Source organism: Kitasatospora sp. NPDC001132 (assembly GCF_053598415.1).
On record NZ_JBSFKF010000052.1, the window covers coordinates 1 to 18,771 of the forward strand.

At 75.0% G+C, this 18,771-nt stretch carries 2 protein-coding genes; both read right to left on the reverse strand.

The window, feature by feature from the left end; genetic code table 11:
• Window positions 1-13,868 (reverse strand): type I polyketide synthase (locus ACWDBE_RS37185; RefSeq protein ID WP_449810184.1); only part of this gene is annotated, 13,868 nt, incomplete at its 3' end.
• A complete protein-coding gene (locus tag ACWDBE_RS37190) occupies window positions 13,865-18,769 on the reverse strand; it encodes a type I polyketide synthase (protein WP_449810185.1) in 4,905 nt (1,634 codons plus the stop codon). The genes ACWDBE_RS37190 and ACWDBE_RS37185, both read right to left, overlap by 4 nt.
• Window positions 18,770-18,771 lie beyond the last annotated feature (2 nt).

Here is an 18,771-nt window from a genome sequence, read left to right on the forward strand (position 1 = left end):
AACTCACCCGCCAGCGCGTCCAGCACCACATCCACCCCGGCACCACCCGTGGCCGCCAGGAACGCACCCTCGAACTCCAGCGTCCGCGAGCTCGCGATGTGCGCGTCATCCAGACCCGAGGCCCGCAGGGCCTCCCACTTGCCCGGGCTCGCCGTACCGAACACCTCGGCACCCAGATGCCGCGCCAACTGCACCGCCGCCATCCCGACACCACCGGCGGCGGCATGCACCAGCACCCGCTCACCCGCCCGCAGACCACCCAGATCCACCAACGCGTAGTACGCCGTCAGGAACACCATCGGAACGGAGGCGGCCTGGATGTACGACCAGCCCTCGGGGATCCGGGTGAGCATGCGGTGGTCCGTCACGGCCACCGGTCCGAAGCAGCCGGTCAGCAGGCCCATCACCCGGTCACCCGGGGCCAGGCCGGTCACGTCGGCACCGACCTCCAGGACGACACCCGCACCCTCGCTGCCCATCCGGGCCGCGCTGTCGGGGTACATGCCCAGCGGGATCAGGACGTCACGGAAGTTGAGGCCCGCCGCGCGGACCGCGACCCGGACCTCGTGGGCGGCCAGCGGCGCCGCGGCGTCGTCGGCCGGCCGGAGCACCAGGTGTTCCAGGGTGCCGCGCTCGATCGCGTCCAGCCGCCAGGCCGGGGCACCCGCGGGCACCGCCAGCGCGCCACCGGTGGCGCCGCGAGCGAGCCTCGGAGCGAGCACCGCGCCTTCACGCAGGGCGAGTTGGGGCTCGCCGGTGGCCAGGGCGGCGCCCAGAGCCGCGAGCGACTCCGCCGCACCGTCCACGTCCACCAGCACCAGCCGACCCGGGTTCTCCGTCTGAGCCGAACGCACCAGACCCCACACCGCCGCCACCGCCAGCTCCGGGCTCTCCCCCGCACCCACGGCCACCGCACCACGCGTCACCACGACCAGCCGCGAAGCGGCGAACCGCTCCTCCGCCAGCCAGCCGCGCACCAGCTCCAGCACCCGCGCCACCACCGACCGGGCCACCACCGCGACCCCGCCGTCAACGCCTGCATCGCCGTCGCCGTCGCCGTCCACGACCGCGACCACGACCTCGGGCACCACGGCGCCCTGGTCCACCACCGCCGCCAGCGCGGCCACATCCGCCACCTGCCGCAGACCGCCCAGCACCGGCAGATCGGTCGCGCCGAGCACGGCCCAACCACTCGTCTCCGGCGTACCGGTGACGGTGACCGGGGTCCACTCCAGGCGGAACAGCGAGTCCCGGAACGCGTCGTTCGCCTCGGCGATGGCGTCGGCCGAGACCGGGCGCGCCACCAGCGACTCCACCGTGGCGACCGGCCGCCCGGCGGCGTCCGCCACCATGATGGCCGTACCGTCAGCACCGGCCGGGGCCAGGTGCACCCGGACGCTCGACGCACCGGTCGCGTGGAGCGAGACTCCGGTCCACGAGAACGGCAGCCGCCCCTCGGTGTCGTCCGCGTGCCGCAGGAAGGCTCCGTGCAGCGCGGCGTCCAGCACCGCCGGGTGCAGACCGAAGGCCGCCCCGTCCCCGGCCGGCTCGCCGGGCAGCGACACCTCAGCGAACACCTCCTCGCCGCGCACCCAGGCGGACCGCAGGCCCTGGAAGACCGCACCGTAGGCGAAGCCGCGCGCGGCGAACCGCTCGTAGAGGTCGCCCAGTTCAGCCCGCTCGGCACCCTGCGGCGGCCACTCCGTCAGCTCGACACCGGCGGTCGGCTCCTGCGCCGACAGCGCGCCGGTCGCGTTCCTGGTCCACGGCTGCTCGTCGGAGGCGTCCCCGGCACGCGAGTGCACGGCCAACTGCCGCCGCCCGGATTCATCCTGGGCCTCCACCGTGAGCTGGAGGACGACACCGCCCCGGGCGGGAAGCACCAGCGGCGCCTCCAACGTCAGCTCGTCCAGCCGGCCGCAGCCGAGCTGGTCACCGGCGTGCAGGGCGAGCTCGACGAACGCCGTGCCCGGCAGCAGGACCGTGCCCATGATGGCGTGATCGGCCAGCCACGGGTGGGTCGCCAGCGAGAGACGGCTGGTGAACAGGTAGCCGTCGGTGTCGGCCAGGGCGACGGCGGCACCGAGCAGCGGGTGCCCGGCCGAGACCAGCCCGGCCGAGGTGACGTCCGCCCGAGCACCGGTCGGCGCCTGCGGCCAGTAGCGCTGCCGCTGGAAGGCATACGTCGGCAGCTCGACCCGGCGCGCACCCGCACCGGCGAACACACCGTGCCAGTCCACGGCGACCCCATGGACGTGAACGGTCGCGAGGGCCGTCAGCGCGGTCTGCGCCTCCGGGCGTTCGGCGCGCAGCGCCGGGGTGAACACGCCCTGCTCGACGCACTCCTGGCCCATGGCCGAGAGCACGCCGTCGGGGCCCAGCTCGACGAAGACGCTGACGCCCTGGGCTTCGAGGGCGCTCATGCCGTCGGCGAAGCGGACGGCCTCGCGGACGTGGCGCACCCAGTACTCGGGCGAGCACAGCTCCTCGGCGGTGGCCAGGGCACCCGTGACGTTGGAGACCACGGCGATCTGCGGCGCCGAATAGGTCAGACCCTCCGCCACCCGGCGGAAGTCCGCCAACATGCCGTCCATCAGCGGCGAGTGGAAGGCGTGCGAAACGCTCAGCCGCTTGGTCTTCTCGAACTGCGCGGCGATCGCCAGCACTTCGGCCTCGTCACCGGAAATCACCACCGAGGAGCGCCCGTTGATGGCGGCAATGCTGACGTTGTCCGTGAGCAGCGGCAGGATCTCGGCCTCGGTGGCCTTGACCGCCACCATCGCACCGCCCTCGGGCAGCGCCTGCATCAGCCGGCCACGCGCCGCCACCAGCGCAACGGCGTCGTCCAGCGAAAGGACGCCCGCGACGTGCGCGGCCGCCAGCTCGCCCACCGAGTGCCCGACCAGGACGTCCGGCCGCACACCCCAGCTCTCGAAGAGGCGGAACAGCGCCACCTCGACGGCGAACAGCGCCGGCTGGGTGAACTCCGTACGGGCGAGAACGTCCGCTTCCTCCCCGAACACCGCCTCTCGCAGCGGGAGTTCGACCCGCGCGCAGACGGCGTCGAAGGCGTCCGCGAACACCGGGTAGGCCTCGTACAGCTCCCGGCCCATGCCCGGACGCTGGCTGCCCTGCCCCGTGAACAGGAACGCCGTCCGCCCGGCACCCGCGACACCCTGCACCAGTCCGGCGGCGGTACCGCCCTCGGCCAGCGCCGCCAGACCACCCCGGAACGAGGCGAGGTCCTCCGCGACCACCGCGGCCCGGTGGGCCAGGCCGGCCCGCGTCGTACCGAGCGCATGGGCGAGGTCGCCGAGGTCCGACTCCTGGTCCAGGTGGGCGTCGGCGTGCTCCAGCAGCCGGGACGCCTGGTCGCGCAGTGCCCGCTCCGTGGCACCGGACAGCAGCAGCGGTCGCACGGCCGGTCCGGCCGGCCGCTCGGCCTCGGTCCCGGCCTCGGCCGGCTCGACCGTCGGGGCCTGCTCGATGACCGTGTGGGCGTTGGTCCCGCTGATGCCGAAGGAGGAGACGGCCGCGCGGCGCGGGCGTCCGGTCTCCGGCCAGGGCCGGGCCTCGGTCAGCAGCCGGACCTCACCGGAGGCCCAGTCGATGTGCGGCGAAGGCTCGTTCACGTGCAGGGTCTGCGGCAGCACACCCTCCCGCATCGCCATGACCATCTTGATGAGGCCTGCCACACCGGCGGCGGCCTGGGTGTGGCCCAGGTTGGACTTCACCGAGCCCAGCCACAGCGGCTCCCCGGTGCGTTCCTGCCCGTACGTCGCCAGCAGCGCCTGGGCCTCGATCGGGTCGCCCAGCACCGTGCCGGTGCCGTGCGCCTCGACGGCGTCGACCTCGGCGGCCGACAGTCGGGCATCGGCCAGCGCCTCGCGGATGACGCGCTGCTGCGACGGCCCGTTCGGGGCGGTGAGCCCGTTGCTGGCACCGTCCTGGTTGACGGCGCTGCCGCGCACGACGGCCAGCACCTGGTGGCCGTTGCGCTGCGCGTCGGACAACCGCTCCAGCACCAGCATACCGACGCCCTCGCCCCAGCCCGTGCCGTCGGCCGAGGCCGCGAAGGCCTTGCACAGGCCGTCGGCGGCCAGGCCGCGCTGGCGGCTGAACTCGATGAAGGCGGTCGGGGTGGCCATCACGGTGGCGCCACCGGCCAGGGCGAGCGAGCACTCGCCGCTGCGCAGCGACTGCGCGGCCAGGTGCAGGGCGACCAGCGAGGCCGAGCAGGCCGTGTCCACCGTCACCGCCGGGCCCTCAAGACCGAAGGTGTAGGCGATGCGGCCCGACACGACGCTGCCGGCGTTGCCGATGCCGATGTACCCCTCGACGCTCTGCGGGTCCTGGAGCAGCAGCGCCGCGTAGTCCTGGCCGTTGGAGCCGATGAAGACGCCGGTCCGGCTGCCGCGCACCGAGGCCGGGTCGAGGCCGGCCCGCTCGAAGGCCTCCCAGGAGGTCTCCAGCAGGACGCGCTGCTGCGGGTCCATCGCCAGCGCCTCGCGCGGGCTGATGCCGAAGAAGTCGGCGTCGAACTCGGTGGCGCCGGAGAGGAATCCGGCCCGCAGGGCGTAGTGGGTGCCGGGCTGCTCGGGGTCCGGGTCGTAGAGCGCGTCGAGGTCCCAGCCCCGGTCTGTCGGGAAGGCGGTCATGCCGTCCCGGCCGTCCGTCACCAACTGCCAGAGGTCCTCCGGGGATTCGACCCCGCCAGGGAAGCGGCAGGCCATGGCGACGATCGCGATGGGCTCGTCCGCGGCGCCGGTACGGACCGCCGGCAGCGGCGCCGCGGCGCCGGTGCCGAGCAGTTCGTCGCCGAGGTGACGGGCGAGGGCCTGCGGGGTCGGGTGGTCGAAGACCAGGGTCGCGGGCAGCTTCAGGCCGGTCGCCGCGGCGAGCCGGTTGCGCAGTTCCACCGAGGTGAGCGAGCCGAAGCCGAGATCGCGGAAGGCGCGGTCCGCACCGACCGCGTCCGAGCCGTCGTGGCCGAGGACGGTGGCCGCCTCGGCGCGGACCAGGTCGATCAGCACCCGGGCCCGCTCCGCCTCGCCGAGGCCCGCCAGGCGGGCGGCGAAGGAGGAGTCGTCCGCCGGGGCGGTCGCCGAGGACAGCGCCCGGCGCACCTCGGGCAGGCCGGACAGCAGGGCGCCGGTCGGGGCGGCCGCGACGTAGCGCTCCCAGTCGACGTCGAGCACGACCCGGACGGCGGCCGGCCGGGCGACGGCCCGGGCCAGCGCCTCGACGGCGCGCTCGGGGGCCAGCGGCGCGATACCGGCGGTGCGCAGGCGCTGCTCGACGGCACCGCCGTCGGCGGCCATGCCGGAGCCCGCCCAGGGGCCCCAGGCGATGGAGGTGGCGGGCAGGCCGGCGGCCCGGCGCTGCTCGGCGAGCGCGTCCAGGAAGGCGTTGGCCGCCGCGTAGTTCCCCTGACCGGCGGACCCGAGGGCGCCGGCGGTGGAGGAGAAGAGGACGAAGGCGTCCAGGTCCAGCCCGGCCGTCAACTCGTGCAGAACGCGCGCCGACTCGGCCTTGGCCCGCAGCACCGACGCGAACCGCTCCGGCGTCAGCGACTCCACCACACCGTCGTCCAGCACGCCCGCCGTGTGCACCACGGCCGACACCGGGAACTCCGCCAGCAGCTCCGACACCGCCGCACGGTCGCTCACGTCGCAGGCCACCACACTCACCCGCGCGCCCAACCCGGCCAGCTCGTCCCGCAGCTCGACCGCGCCCGGCGCCTCCAGCCCGCGCCGGCTCGTCAGCACCACATGACCGGCACCGTTCACCGCCAGCCAACGAGCCACCTGCCCACCCAGCGCACCGGTACCACCGGTGACCAGCACGGCACCCGACGGACGCCACACCTCACCCGCCACACCCGCAGCCGACACCCGCACCAGACGACGCACGAACACACCACTCGCCCGCACCGCGACCTGGTCCTCGCCCCCGACACCCGCCAGCACCGACACCAGACGCTCACCGGCACGCCGATCCACCACCTCGGGCAGATCCACCAGACCACCCCAACGACCCGGCAGCTCCAGACCCGCACTCCGACCCAGACCCCAGACCATCGCCTGGGCGGCCGAACGCAGCCGGTCACCCGTCCCGTCGACCGTGACCGCCCCGGAGGTCGCCGCCCACAGCGGCGCTTCGAGGTCGGCGTCGCCCAGGGCCTGGAGCAGGCCGAGGGTGCCGCCGAGGCCACGGGTCGCCCCGGCAACGGCCTCGTCCTCGTCGGCGAGCGCCAGCAGCGAGAGCACACCGTCGAGACCTCCGTCGGCCTCGGCGCGCAGCAACTCCGCCAGCGCCTGCCGGTCGGTGTCCTCACCGGACAGCGTGACGTGCCGCACGTCGAGACCGTGCTCCGTGAGCGCCGCGACCGAGTCCGCGACCAGGCTCCCGTTCACGCAGTCGGCCGGGGAGACGACGAGCCAGCGGCCGGACACCGCACGGGCGGACCGGTCGGCGGTGCGCTCCCAGCCGATGCCGTAGCTCAGCCGGTCGTCGACCAGGGGCTCGGGCAGCCGGGGCCAGTACAGCTCGCGCTGGAAGGCGTAGGTCGGGAGCGCGGCCGCCACCGACGGCGCCGCTGCGAACAGCGCCGTCCAGTCGGGCGTCCGGCCGGCGACGTACAGCTCGGCGAGCACGGCGAGGGCGGTCGCGGTCTCCGGGCGTTCGGCGCGCAGCGCCGGGGTGAACACGCCCTGCTCGACGCACTCCTGGCCCATGGCCGAGAGCACGCCGTCGGGGCCCAGCTCGACGAAGACGCTGACGCCCTGGGCCTCCAGGGCGCGCATGCCGTCGGCGAAGCGGACGGCCTCGCGGACGTGGCGCACCCAGTACTCGGGCGAGCACAGCTCCTCGACGGTGGCCAGGGCACCCGTGACGTTGGAGACGACCGGAATGCGCGGGGCGCTGTACGTCAGGCCCTCCGCGATCCGGCGGAAGTCCGCCAGCATGCCGTCCATCAGCGGCGAGTGGAAGGCGTGCGAAACGCTCAGCCGCTTGGTCTTCTCGAACTGCGCGGCGATCGCCAGCACTTCGGCCTCGTCGCCGGAAATCACCACGGAGGAGGGCCCGTTGATCGCGGCGATGCTGACGCTGTCCGTGAGCAGCGGCAGCACCTCGGTCTCGGCGGCCTTGACCGCCACCATCGCGCCGCCCTCCGGCAGCGCCTGCATCAGCCGGCCACGCGCCGCAACCAGGGTGACGGCGTCGTCCAGCGACAGCACCCCGGCCACGTGCGCGGCCGCGATCTCACCGATCGAGTGGCCCACCAGGAAGTCCGGACGGACCCCCCAACTCTCCACCAGCCGGAACAGCGCGGTCTCCACCGCGAACAGCGCGACCTGCGTGTACTCGGTGCGGGCGAGAACGTCCGCATTCTCCCCGAACACGGCCTCCTGCAGCGGCAGTTCGACCCGAGCGCAGACGGCGTCGAAGGCCTCCGCGAACACCGGGTACGCCTCGTACAACTCACGCCCCATGCCGGGACGCTGGCTGCCCTGCCCCGTGAACAGGAACGCCAGCTTGCCGCCCGAGGCGGCACCCGTCACCAGCCCGGCGGCCGTACCGCCCTCGGCCAGCGCCCGCAGGGCGGATCCGAGCGCGTCGCGGCTGTCCGCCACCACGGCGGCGCGGTGCTCGAAGGCGGTCCGCCCGGTGGACAGCGCCCGCGCGGTGTCGGTCAGGCTCAGCCCGGGGTCGGCGTCCAGGTGGTCGAGCAGTCGGCGGGCCTGGGCGCGCAGCGCGGCGCCGGTCCGGGCGGACAGCACGACGGGCACCGCCCGGCCGTCCTCGCCGGAGTCCTCGTGCACCGCCTGTCCGGCGTCCGGCAGGGTGGCCGGGGCCTGTTCGACGATCACGTGCGCGTTGGTCCCGCTGACGCCGAAGGCGGACACGCCGAACCGTCGGGGTCGGCCGGGCTCCGGCCAGGGCCGGGCCTCGGTCAGCAGCTCGACGGCACCGGAGGTCCAGTCGACCTCGGGGGTCGGTTCGTCGACGTGCAGGGTGCGCGGCAGCACGCCCTCCCGCATCGCCATGACCATCTTGATGAGGCCCGCGACACCGGCGGCGGCCTGGGTGTGGCCCAGGTTGGACTTCACCGAACCGAGCCACAGCGGTTCCCCGGTGCGTTCCTGCCCGTACGTCGCCAGCAGCGCCTGGGCCTCGATCGGGTCGCCCAGCACCGTGCCGGTGCCGTGCGCCTCGACGGCGTCGACCTCGGCGGCCGACAGCCCGGCGCCGGCCAGCGCCGCGCGGATCACCCGCTGCTGCGACGGCCCGTTGGGGGCGGTCAGGCCGTTGCTGGCACCGTCCTGGTTGACGGCCGAGCCCCGCACCACCGCGAGCACCCGGTGCCCGTTGCGCTCGGCGTCGGAGAGGCGCTCCAGCACCAGCATGCCGACGCCCTCGCCCCAGCCCGTCCCGTCGGCCGAGGCGGCGAAGGCCTTGCAGCGGCCGTCCTCGGCGAGGCCGCGCTGGCGGCTGAACTCCACGAAGGCGGCCGGCGTCGACATGACGGCCACACCGCCGGCCAGGGCGAGCGAGCACTCGCCGTTGCGCAGCGCCTGCGCGGCCAGGTGGAGCGCGACCAGCGAGGAGGAGCAGGCGGTGTCCACCGTCACCGCCGGGCCCTCAAGGCCGAAGGAGTAGGAGAGGCGGCCGGACAGCACGCTTCCGGCGTTGCCGGTCATCAGGTAGCCCTCCAGGTCCTCGTCGGACTGCTGGAGGAGGGTCACGTAGTCGTTGCTGTTGGTACCGACGAAGACGCCGGTCCGGCTGCCGCGCAGGGACTGCGGGTCGAGGCCGGCCCGCTCGAAGGCCTCCCAGGAGGTCTCCAGCAGCAGGCGCTGCTGCGGGTCCATCGCGAGCGCCTCACGCGGCGGGATGCCGAAGAACGCGGCGTCGAACTCGCCCGCCTCGTGCAGGAATCCGCCCTCGCGGGCGTAGAAGGTGCCCTTGCGGTCCGGGTCCGGGTGGTAGAGCGCGTCGAGGTCCCAGCCACGGCCGGTGGGCAGGCCGGTGACGACGTCGCCCTCGGCGGCGATCAGCCGCCACAGGGCCTCGGGGCTGTCCACGCCGCCGGGGAAGCGGCAGGACATGGCCACGATCGCGACGGGGTCCTCGTCCGCCGCCGTCGCGGGGAGCTGCCCGGCCGTGCCGGACTCGGCGGTGTCGGGGAGGAGTTCGTCGGTGAGCCGGTCGGCGAGCGCCGCCGGGGTCGGGTGGTCGTAGACCAGGCTGGCGGGCAGCTTGAGGCCGGTGGCGGCGCTCAGGCGGTTGCGCAGTTCGACGGCAGTCAGCGAGTCGAAGCCCAGTTCCTTGAAGGCCCTGGTCTCGCCGACGGCGTCGGCGCCCGCGTGGCCGAGCACGGCCGCGACGTGTTCCCGGACCAGTTCCAGGGTCGCCGTCCGGGCCTCGGGCCGGGAGAGCCCGCGCAGCCGGTGCAGGGCCGAGGCGTCCTCGCCCCCGGCGGCGGTCGCGGTGCCCCGGGCCGGGGTGGCCGGGGCGGCCTCCGGAAGGTCCGCGAGCAGCGGGCTGGGCCGGGTCGCGGTGAAGCCGGGGACGAAGCGCTCCCAGTCGACGTCGACCACCGAGACCGCGCCGTGGCCCTGCGCCAGGCAGCGCTCCAGCGCGGCGAGCGCCTGCGCCGGCGGCATCGCCGGGACTCCGGTGCGGGCCAGCCGGGCCCGCACCGCCGCGTCGTCGGTGGCCATGCCGCCGCCGTCCCAGGCGCCCCAGGCGATGGAGGTGGCGGGCAGGCCGGCGGCCCGGCGCTGCTCGGCGAGCGCGTCCAGGTAGGCGTTGGCCGCCGCGTAGTTGCCCTGGCCGGGGGCGCCGAAGGTCCCGGCGGTGGAGGAGAAGAGGACGAAGGCGTCCAGGTCCAGCCCGGCCGTCAACTCGTGCAGAACGCGCGCCGACTCGGCCTTGGCCCGCAGCACCGACGCGAACCGCTCCGGCGTCAGCGACTCCACCACACCGTCGTCCAGCACGCCCGCCGTGTGCACCACGGCCGACACCGGGAACTCCGCCAGCAGCTCCGACACCGCCGCACGGTCGCTCACGTCACAGGCCACCACACTCACCCGCGTGCCCAACCCGGCCAGCTCGTCCCGCAGCTCGACCGCGCCCGGCGCCTCCAGCCCGCGCCGGCTCGTCAGCACCACATGACCGGCACCGTTCACCGCCAGCCAACGAGCCACCTGCCCACCCAGCGCACCGGTACCACCAGTGACCAGCACGGCACCCGACGGACGCCACACCCCACCCGCCACACCCGCAGCCGACACCCGCACCAGACGACGCACGAACACACCACTCGCCCGCACCGCGACCTGGTCCTCGCCACCGACACCCGCCAGCACCGACACCAGACGCTCACCGGCACGCCGATCCACCACCTCGGGCAGATCCACCAGACCACCCCAACGACCCGGCAGCTCCAGACCCGCACTCCGACCCAGACCCCAGACCATCGCCTGGGCCGGGTCGGCCGGCCGGTCGCCGTGGCCGGCGCAGACGGCACCCCGGGTAACCGTCCAGAGCCGGGCGGCGGTCAGCTCGGCGTCGGCCATCGCCTGCAGCAGCGTCGCGGTCGCGGCGGTCCCCAGCGGCACCACCGTCTGCTCGGGGTGGGTGCCCTCGGCGAGGGCGAGCAGCGACAGGACCAGCTCCGCCGCCGGAGCGTCCGCCGAGGCGGCGCGCAGCAGTTCGGCCAGGTCGGCGCGGCTCGCGGCCGGATCGGCCACCAGGGTGCGGACGTCCGTGCCGTGGTGGGCGAGCGCCCGGAGCGCCCCGGTGACGACCGGGTCCTGCTCGTGCCCGGCCGGAACGACGGCCAGGCAGCCGGCCACCGGGGCGGCCGGGGCGAGCTGGTCGAGCGGGCGCCAGGTGGCGCGGTAGAACCAGCCGTCGAGCAGGGACTGCTTCCGGCGCTCCGCGCGCCAGTTCGACAGCGCGGGCAGGACGGAGTCCAGAGAAGCGCCGGCGTCGACGGCGAGCGTCCGCGCGACCGCTGCCACGTCCCCGGCCTCGACGCTCTGCCAGAAGTCGGTGTCCGCCGGGTCCGCCGCCGGCGCGGCGGGGGCGACGGTGCGGCGGCGCGGCCAGAAGCGCTGCCGGTCGAACGGGTAGGTCGGCAGCTCGATGGTCCGGCCGCCGGTCAGCGCCGTCCAGTCGAGGCCGTGGCCGGCGACGAACGCGGTGGCCGGCGCGGCGAGGGCGGTCGCGGTCTCCGGGCGCTCGGCGCGCAGAGCGGGCGCGAACACGCCCTCCTCGACGCACTCCTGGCCCATGGCCGACAGCACGCCGTCGGGGCCCAGCTCGACGAAGGTGGTGACGCCCTCGGCTTCGAGGGCCCGCACGCCGTCGAGGAAGCGGACGGCCTCGCGGACGTGCCGCACCCAGTACTCGGGCGAGCACAGCTCCTCGGCCGTCGCGACGGAGCCGGTGACGTTGGAGACCACCGGAATCGTCGGCTCGGCGTAGCTCAGGCCCTCGGCGACGGCCCGGAACTCCGCCAGCATGCCGTCCATCAGCGGGGAGTGGAACGCATGGCTGACGTTCAGCCGCTTGGTCTTCTCGAACTGCCCGGCGATCGCCAGCACTTCGGACTCGTCCCCGGAAATCACCACGGAGGAGGGCCCGTTGATCGCCGCGATGCTCACCTGGGCGGTCATCAGCGGCAACACCTCGGCCTCGGCGGCCTTGACCGCCACCATCGCGCCGCCCTCCGGCAGCGCCTGCATCAGCCGACCACGGGCCGCGACCAGCGCCACCGCGTCGTCCAGCGACAGCACACCCGCGACATGCGCGGCCGCGATCTCACCGATCGAGTGCCCGACCAGGAAGTCCGGACGGACCCCCCAGCTCTCGAACAGACGGAACAGCGCGGTCTCCACCGCGAACAGCGCGACCTGGGTGAACTCGGTACGGGCGAGAACGTCAGCGTCCTCCCCGAACACCGCCTCTTTCAGGGGCAGTTCGACCCGCGCGCAGACCGCGTCGAAGGCCGCCGCGAACACCGGGAAGGCCTCGTACAGCTCCCGGCCCATCCCCGGACGCTGGCTCCCCTGCCCCGTGAGCAGGAACGCCAGCTTCCCGCCGCGCACCGCGCCCTGGACGAGGTTCGGCGCGGACCCCCCGCGGGCCAGCGCCTCCAGCCCCGCGTCCAGGGCGGCCCGGTCGTCCGCCAGCACCACCGCGCGCTGCTCGAAGGCCGTTCGACCGGCCAAAGAGCTTGCCACGTCCGGGAGTTCGACCTCCAGGCCGCGGGCGAGGAAGGTCCGGAGCCGGCCCGCCTGCTCGCGCAGGCCGCGGGCGTCCTTCGCGGTGAGCACGAACGGCCGCGCCCCGCCGTCCGTCCGGGGCTCCTGCCCGGTCTCCTCGGAGTCCGCGGCGTCCTCGGCCGGGGCCTGCTCGATGATGACGTGCGCGTTGGTCCCGCTGATGCCGAAGGACGACACCGCCGCCCGGCGCGGGCGACCGGTCTGCGGCCACGGCCGGCTCTCGGTCAGCAGCTCGACGGCGCCGGAGGCCCAGTCGACGTGCGGCGACGGCTCGTCCACGTGCAGGGTCTTCGGCAGGACGCCGGCCCGGATCGCGTGGACCATCTTGATGATGCTCGCGGCGCCGGCGGCGGCCTGGGTGTGGCCGATGTTGGACTTCACCGAGCCGAGCCAGAGCGGCTCGCCGCCCTCGCCGCGTTCCTGGCCGTAGGTGGCGAGCAGCGCCTGGGCCTCGATCGGGTCGCCCAGCGCCGTGCCGGTGCCGTGGGCGTCGACCGCGTCGATCTGGTGGGCCGCGAGGTTGGCCGCGGCCAGGGCCTGACGGATCACCCGTCGCTGGGACGGGCCGTTCGGAGCGGTCAGGCCGTTGCTGGCGCCGTCCTGGTTGACGGCGGAGCCGCGGACGACCGCGAGCACCGGATGTCCGTTGCGGCGGGCGTCCGACAGCTTCTCCAGCAGCAGCACGCCGACTCCCTCGCCGGCGCCGAAGCCGTCGGCGGCGGCCGCGAAGGCCTTGCAGCGGCCGTCCGCCGCCAGCCCGCGCTGGCGGCTGAACTCGACCAGCATCTGCGCGGTGGACATCACCGCGACGCCGCCGGCCAGGGCCATGGTGCACTCGCCGCTGCGCAGCGCCTGGGCGGCGAGGTGCAGGGCGACCAGCGAGGAGGAGCAGGCGGTGTCGACGGTGACCGCCGGGCCCTCGAGGCCGAAGGCGTACGAGAGCCGGCCGGAGGCGACGCTCGCGGTGTTGCCGGTGCCGACGTAGCCCTCGACGTCCTCGCCGGACTCCTGCAGGACGGTGGCGTAGTCGTGGAAGGTCATGCCGACGAAGACGCCGGTCCGGCTGCCGCGCAGCGACCGCGGGTCGATGCCGGCCCGCTCGAAGGCCTCCCAGGAGGTCTCCAGCAGCAGGCGCTGCTGCGGGTCCATCGCCAGCGCCTCACGCGGGGAGATCCCGAAGAACGCCGGGTCGAACTCGCCCGCGCCGTCGAGGAATCCGCCGTCCACCACGTAGCTGGTGCCGGGGTGGTCCGGGTCGGGGTGGTGGAGGGCGTCGAGGTCCCAGCCGCGGTCGGCGGGGATCCGGGCGACGGCGTCCCGCCCGTCGCGGACCAGCTCCCACAGGTCCTCGGGGCCGCGGACGTCGCCGGGGTAGCGGCAGCCCAGGGCGACGATCGCGATCGGCTCGTCGGCCGCGGACTCCAGCTCGTGCAGGCGGCGGCGCGTCGACTGGAGGTCGGCGGTCGCCTTCCTGAGGTAGCCGAGCAGCTTGTCCTGAGCGTCCATCGTGGGCGTACCCTCCGGGTTGTGCGGTCCTGCGGCGCGGTTCACGGCGTCTTCGGTCGTCACGACATCCCCAGCTCGTTGTCGAGGAGGGCGAAGAGCTCGTCGGCCGTGGCCGTGGCCGTGTCCAGCACGTTCGTTTCGGCGTCCGCGTCGGTCTCGGCGAAGCGGGCGGTCCAGCGGGAGAGCATCCGCTGGAGTCGGGCGGTCACCGCGTCGGCGGTCTCCCGATCGGCGGCGAGGTCGCCGAGTTCGGCGTCCAGGCGTTCGAGGTCGGCGAGCGCCGCGGTCTCCCGGTCCGGCTGGGCGCCGAGCAGTTCGGTCAGCAGGTGGTCGGCCAGCGCGGCCGGCGTCGGGTGGTCGAAGACCAGGGTGGCGGGGAGCTTGACGCCGATCGCGGCGGTCAGACGGTTGCGCATCTCGACGGCGGTGAGGGAGTCGAAGCCGAGGTCCCGGAAGGCCCGGGTCGGGTCGACGTCCTCGGCGGAGGCGTGCCCCAGGACGCCGGCGGTGCGGGTGCGGACCAGGTCGAGCAGCGCCCCGGACCGGTCGGCGGCGGGCAGCGCCGCCAGCCGCGCGGCGAAGGAGGCCGGGTCGGCGCCGTCGGTGTGCGCCGACCCGGCCGGACGCCGGTCGAGCATCCGGGCGACCTCGGGCACCTCGCTGATCAGCGGCCGGACGTGGCCGGCTCCGAACGCCGGGACGAAGCGGTCCCAGGCGATGTCGGCGACGGCGAGGAACACCTCCCGGGCGTCCAGCGCCTGCTGGAGCACGGTGACCGCCAGTTCGGGCACCAGCTCGCCGCTGCCGCGCCGGCGCAGCGAGGACTCGACCGCGCCCTCGGCCATGCCGCCGCCGGCCCAGTGGCCCCAGGCCAGCGAGGTGGCGGGCAGTCCGTCGGCCCGGCGCTGCTCGGCGAGCGCGTCCAGGAAGGCGTTGCCGGGGGCGTAGTTGCCCTGGCCGGCGAGGCCGAAGGTGCCGGCGAACGAGGAGAACAGGACGAAGGCCGAGAGGTCCAGCCCGCGGGTCAGCTCGTCCAGGTTGCGGGCGGCGGTGACCTTGACGGCGAGCGCGCGGGCGACCTGGTCGACGGTGAGCGCGTCGAGCAGGTTGTCGTCGACGATCGCGGCCGTGTGGACCACCGCCGTGAGCGGGGCGTGCTCCGGGATCCCGGCGAGCAGCCGGGCCAGGTCGTCGCGGTCCGCGACGTCGCAGGCCACCGCCTCGGCGCGGGTGCCGAGGGCGGCGAGCTCCTCGACCAGCTCGGCCGCTCCCGGGGCGTCTGCGCCCCGGCGGCTGACCAGCAGCAGGTCCCGGGCGCCGTTGGCGGCCAGCCAGCGGGCGACGTGCCCGCCGAGCGCGCCGGTGCCGCCGGTGACCAGCACGGTGCCCTCGGGGCGCCAGGCCTCGGTGACCGCCGACGGGTCGAACGGCGCGGGCAGCAGGCGGCGGCCGAAGACGCCCTCAGGACGGACCGCCAGCTGGTCCTCGGTGCCGGCGCCGGTGAGCGCCCCTGCCAGCCGGGCCGCCAAGGCGGCGTCGCCCTCGGGGTCGGCCGGGACGTCGACCAGACCGCCCCAGCGCTGCGGGTGCTCCTGGGCCACCACCCGGCCGAAGCCCCAGACCAGGGCCTGCGCGGGGTTCGCCAGCCGCTCCTGCGGGCCGGTGGCGACGGCGCCCGCGGTGAGCAGCCGCAGCGGCGCGTCCACGTCCGCGTCACCGAGCGCCTGGACCAGGGCGAGGTTGCCCGCCAGGCCCGCCGGGACCACCGGGTGGTCCGGCAGCGGCCGCTCGTCCAGGGCGAGCAGCGACAGTACGCCGGAGACCTCCGGCGCACCGGCGAGCGCCGCGCGCAGCCGCTCCGCGACGGCCGCCCGGTCCGCACCGGCCGGCAGGGCGCAGCGGAGCAGGGCGGCGTCCGATCCGGCCAGCGCGGCGAGCACCGACTCGGCCCGCGGACCGGCCGGCTCGGGGACGGCCACCAGCCAGGTGCCGGACAGGCGCCCGTCGGGAACGCCGTCCAGCTGCCGCCAGGCGGCCCGGTAGCGCCAGGAGTCGACCACCGACCGCTCCTGCTCGGCGCGGTGCCAGGAGGTCAGCAGCGGCAGCAGCGTCCGGAGTGACTCCTCGGCCTCGTCCCCGGTGATCCCCAGGGCGCCGGCCAGCCCGGCGGCGTCCGCGTCGTCGACGGCGGTCCAGAAGCGCTGTTCGCCGGGGGTGCCCGCGCGGAACGGCTCGTCCTCCTGGTCCGGGACGAGCCAGTAGCGGTCGCGCTGGAAGGGGTAGGTGGGCAGGTCGACGCGGCGGGCCGTGGGGAACTGGGCGGCCCAGTCGACGGACGCGCCGTTGGACCAGGCCTCGGCGAGGGCGGTCAGGAAGCGCTCCCGGCCGCCGTGGTCACGGCGCAGGGTTCCCTGGACGCTCGCCTCGGCATGGGCGGCGTCGATGGCCTCCTGGATGCCGACGGTCAGCACCGGGTGGGCGCTCACCTCGACGAACTGCGAGTGGCCGGACGCCAGCAGGGCGTCGATGATCTTGCCGAACTCGACCGTCTGGCGCAGGTTTCGGTACCAGTACGCACCGTCCAGCGAAGCGCTGTCGACCAGTTCACCGGTCACGGTGGAGTGGAACGGCACCTCCGGAACCCGGGGCGTGACCGGCGCCAGCAGCTCCGCGAGACGGGCCTCGATGCGCTCCACGTGCGTCGAGTGCGAGGCGTAGTCCACCGCGATCCGACGCGCCCGGATCTCCTGCCCGACGCAGTGCTCCATCAGCTCATCCAGGGCGCCGACATCGCCGGAAACGACCACCGAGTTGGGGCCGTTGACGGCCGCGACGGACAAGCCCTCACGGCCCGAAAGGAGTTCACGCACCTGCTCGGCGGGCAGCGGGACGGACACCATGCCGCCCAGCCCGGACAGTTCGATGATCGCCTGGCTTCGCAGCGCCACCACCAGCGCCGCGTCCTCCAGCGACAGAGCGCCCGACACCGCAGCGGCGGCGATCTCGCCCTGCGAGTGCCCCACCACCGCCGACGGCTCCACGCCGTACGAACGCCACAGCTCGGCGAGCGAGACCATCACGGCGAACAGCACCGGCTGGACCACGTCCACCCGCTCCATCCACCCGCCGTCCCCACCCGAGACGACCTCCAGCAGATCCCAATCCACATACAGGGACAGCGCCTTGGCGCACTCCTCCATCCGGGAACGGAACACCGGCTCATCCGCCAGCAGCCCCTGCGCCATGCCCAGCCACTGCGAACCCTGACCCGGGAACACGAACACCGGCCCACCGGTCGTCCCAGCCGTGCCCTGGACCAGCTGAGCCACCTGCTCACCGTCGGCGAGCGCGGCGAGACCGGCGAACAGGTCCGCCTTCCCCGCGCCGACGACCACCGCACGGTGCTCGAACACCGACCGGGCCGTCGCCAGGGTGTGGCCGACATCCGCCGGCCGCTCGCCCCCGGCCGTCGCCAGCAGCAGTCGGGCCTGCTCACGCAGCGCCGCCCCGCTGCGGGCCGAGAGCGGCCACGGCACCACGCCGCCGGCCACCGGCACCTCGTCGGCCTCCGCCGGTTCCGCCGCGGGCTCCTCCTCCAGCACCACGTGGGCGTTGGTGCCGCTGACCCCGAAGGACGAGACGGCGGCCCGGCGGGGCCGTCCGCCCGCCGGCCAGTCCCGCGCCTCCGTCAGCAGCTCGACCGCGCCGGAGGCCCAGTCCACGTGCGGCGACGGCTCGTCGACGTGGAGGGTGCGCGGCAGCACGCCGTGCCGCATCGCCATCACCATCTTGATGACGCCCGCCACACCGGCGGCGGCCTGGGTGTGCCCGATGTTGGACTTCACCGAGCCCAGCCAGAGCGGGTCCCCGGTGCGCTCCTGGCCGTAGGTGGCGAGCAGGGCCTGGGCCTCGATCGGGTCGCCGAGCACGGTGCCGGTGCCGTGCGCCTCGACCACGTCCACCTGGTCCGCCGTCAGGCGGGCAGCGGCCAGCGCGGCGCGGATGACGCGCTGCTGGGCGGGGCCGTTGGGGGCGGTCAGGCCGTTGCTGGCACCGTCCTGGTTGATCGCGCTGCCGCGCACCATCGCCAGCACCTGGTGCCCGTTGCGGCGGGCGTCCGACAGCTTCTCCAGCAGCAGCACGCCCGCGCCCTCGCCCCAGCCGGTGCCGTCGGCGGCGGCGGCGAACGGCTTGCAGCGGCCGTTCTCGGCCAGCGCCCGCTGGCGGCTGAACTCGACGAAGGGCAGCGGGGTGGCCATCACGGTGACGCCGCCCGCGAGCGCCATGGTGCACTCGCCGGCCCGCAGGGCGCGCACGGCGAGGTGCAGGGCGACCAGGGAGGCGGAGCAGGCGGTGTCGACGGAGACGGCCGGGCCCTCGAGACCGAGGGTGTAGGAGATGCGGCCGGAGACGACGCTGGCGGCGTTGCCGGTGGCGAGGTAGCCCTCGACGTCCTCGGGCAGCTTGCGCGCGCCCTTGGCGTACTCCTGGCCGTTGGTGCCGACGTAGACGCCGACCCGGGTGCCGCGCACCGAGGACGGGGCGATGCCCGCGCGCTCGAAGGCCTCCCAGGAGGTCTCCAGCAGCAGCCGCTGCTGCGGGTCCATGGCGAGGGCCTCGCGCGGCGAGATGCCGAAGAAGCCCGCGTCGAAGCCGCCCGCGGCGTCCAGGAACGCGCCCTCGCGGACGTGGCTGGTGCCGGGGTGGTCCGGGTCCGGGTGGTAGAGCGCGTCGAGGTCCCAGCCGCGGTCGGCCGGGAAGCCGGCGATGGCGTCCCGTTCGTCCGCGACCAGGTCCCACAGCTGCTCCGGGGTGTCGATCCCGCCCGCGTAGCGGCAGCTCATGGCGACGATCGCGATGGGCTCGGACTCCCGCTCGTCCGCCTCGCGCAGGCGCTCGTGGGCCTCGCTCAGCTCGACCGTGACCCGCTTGAGGTACTCGCGGAGCTTGTCTTCATTCGCCATCG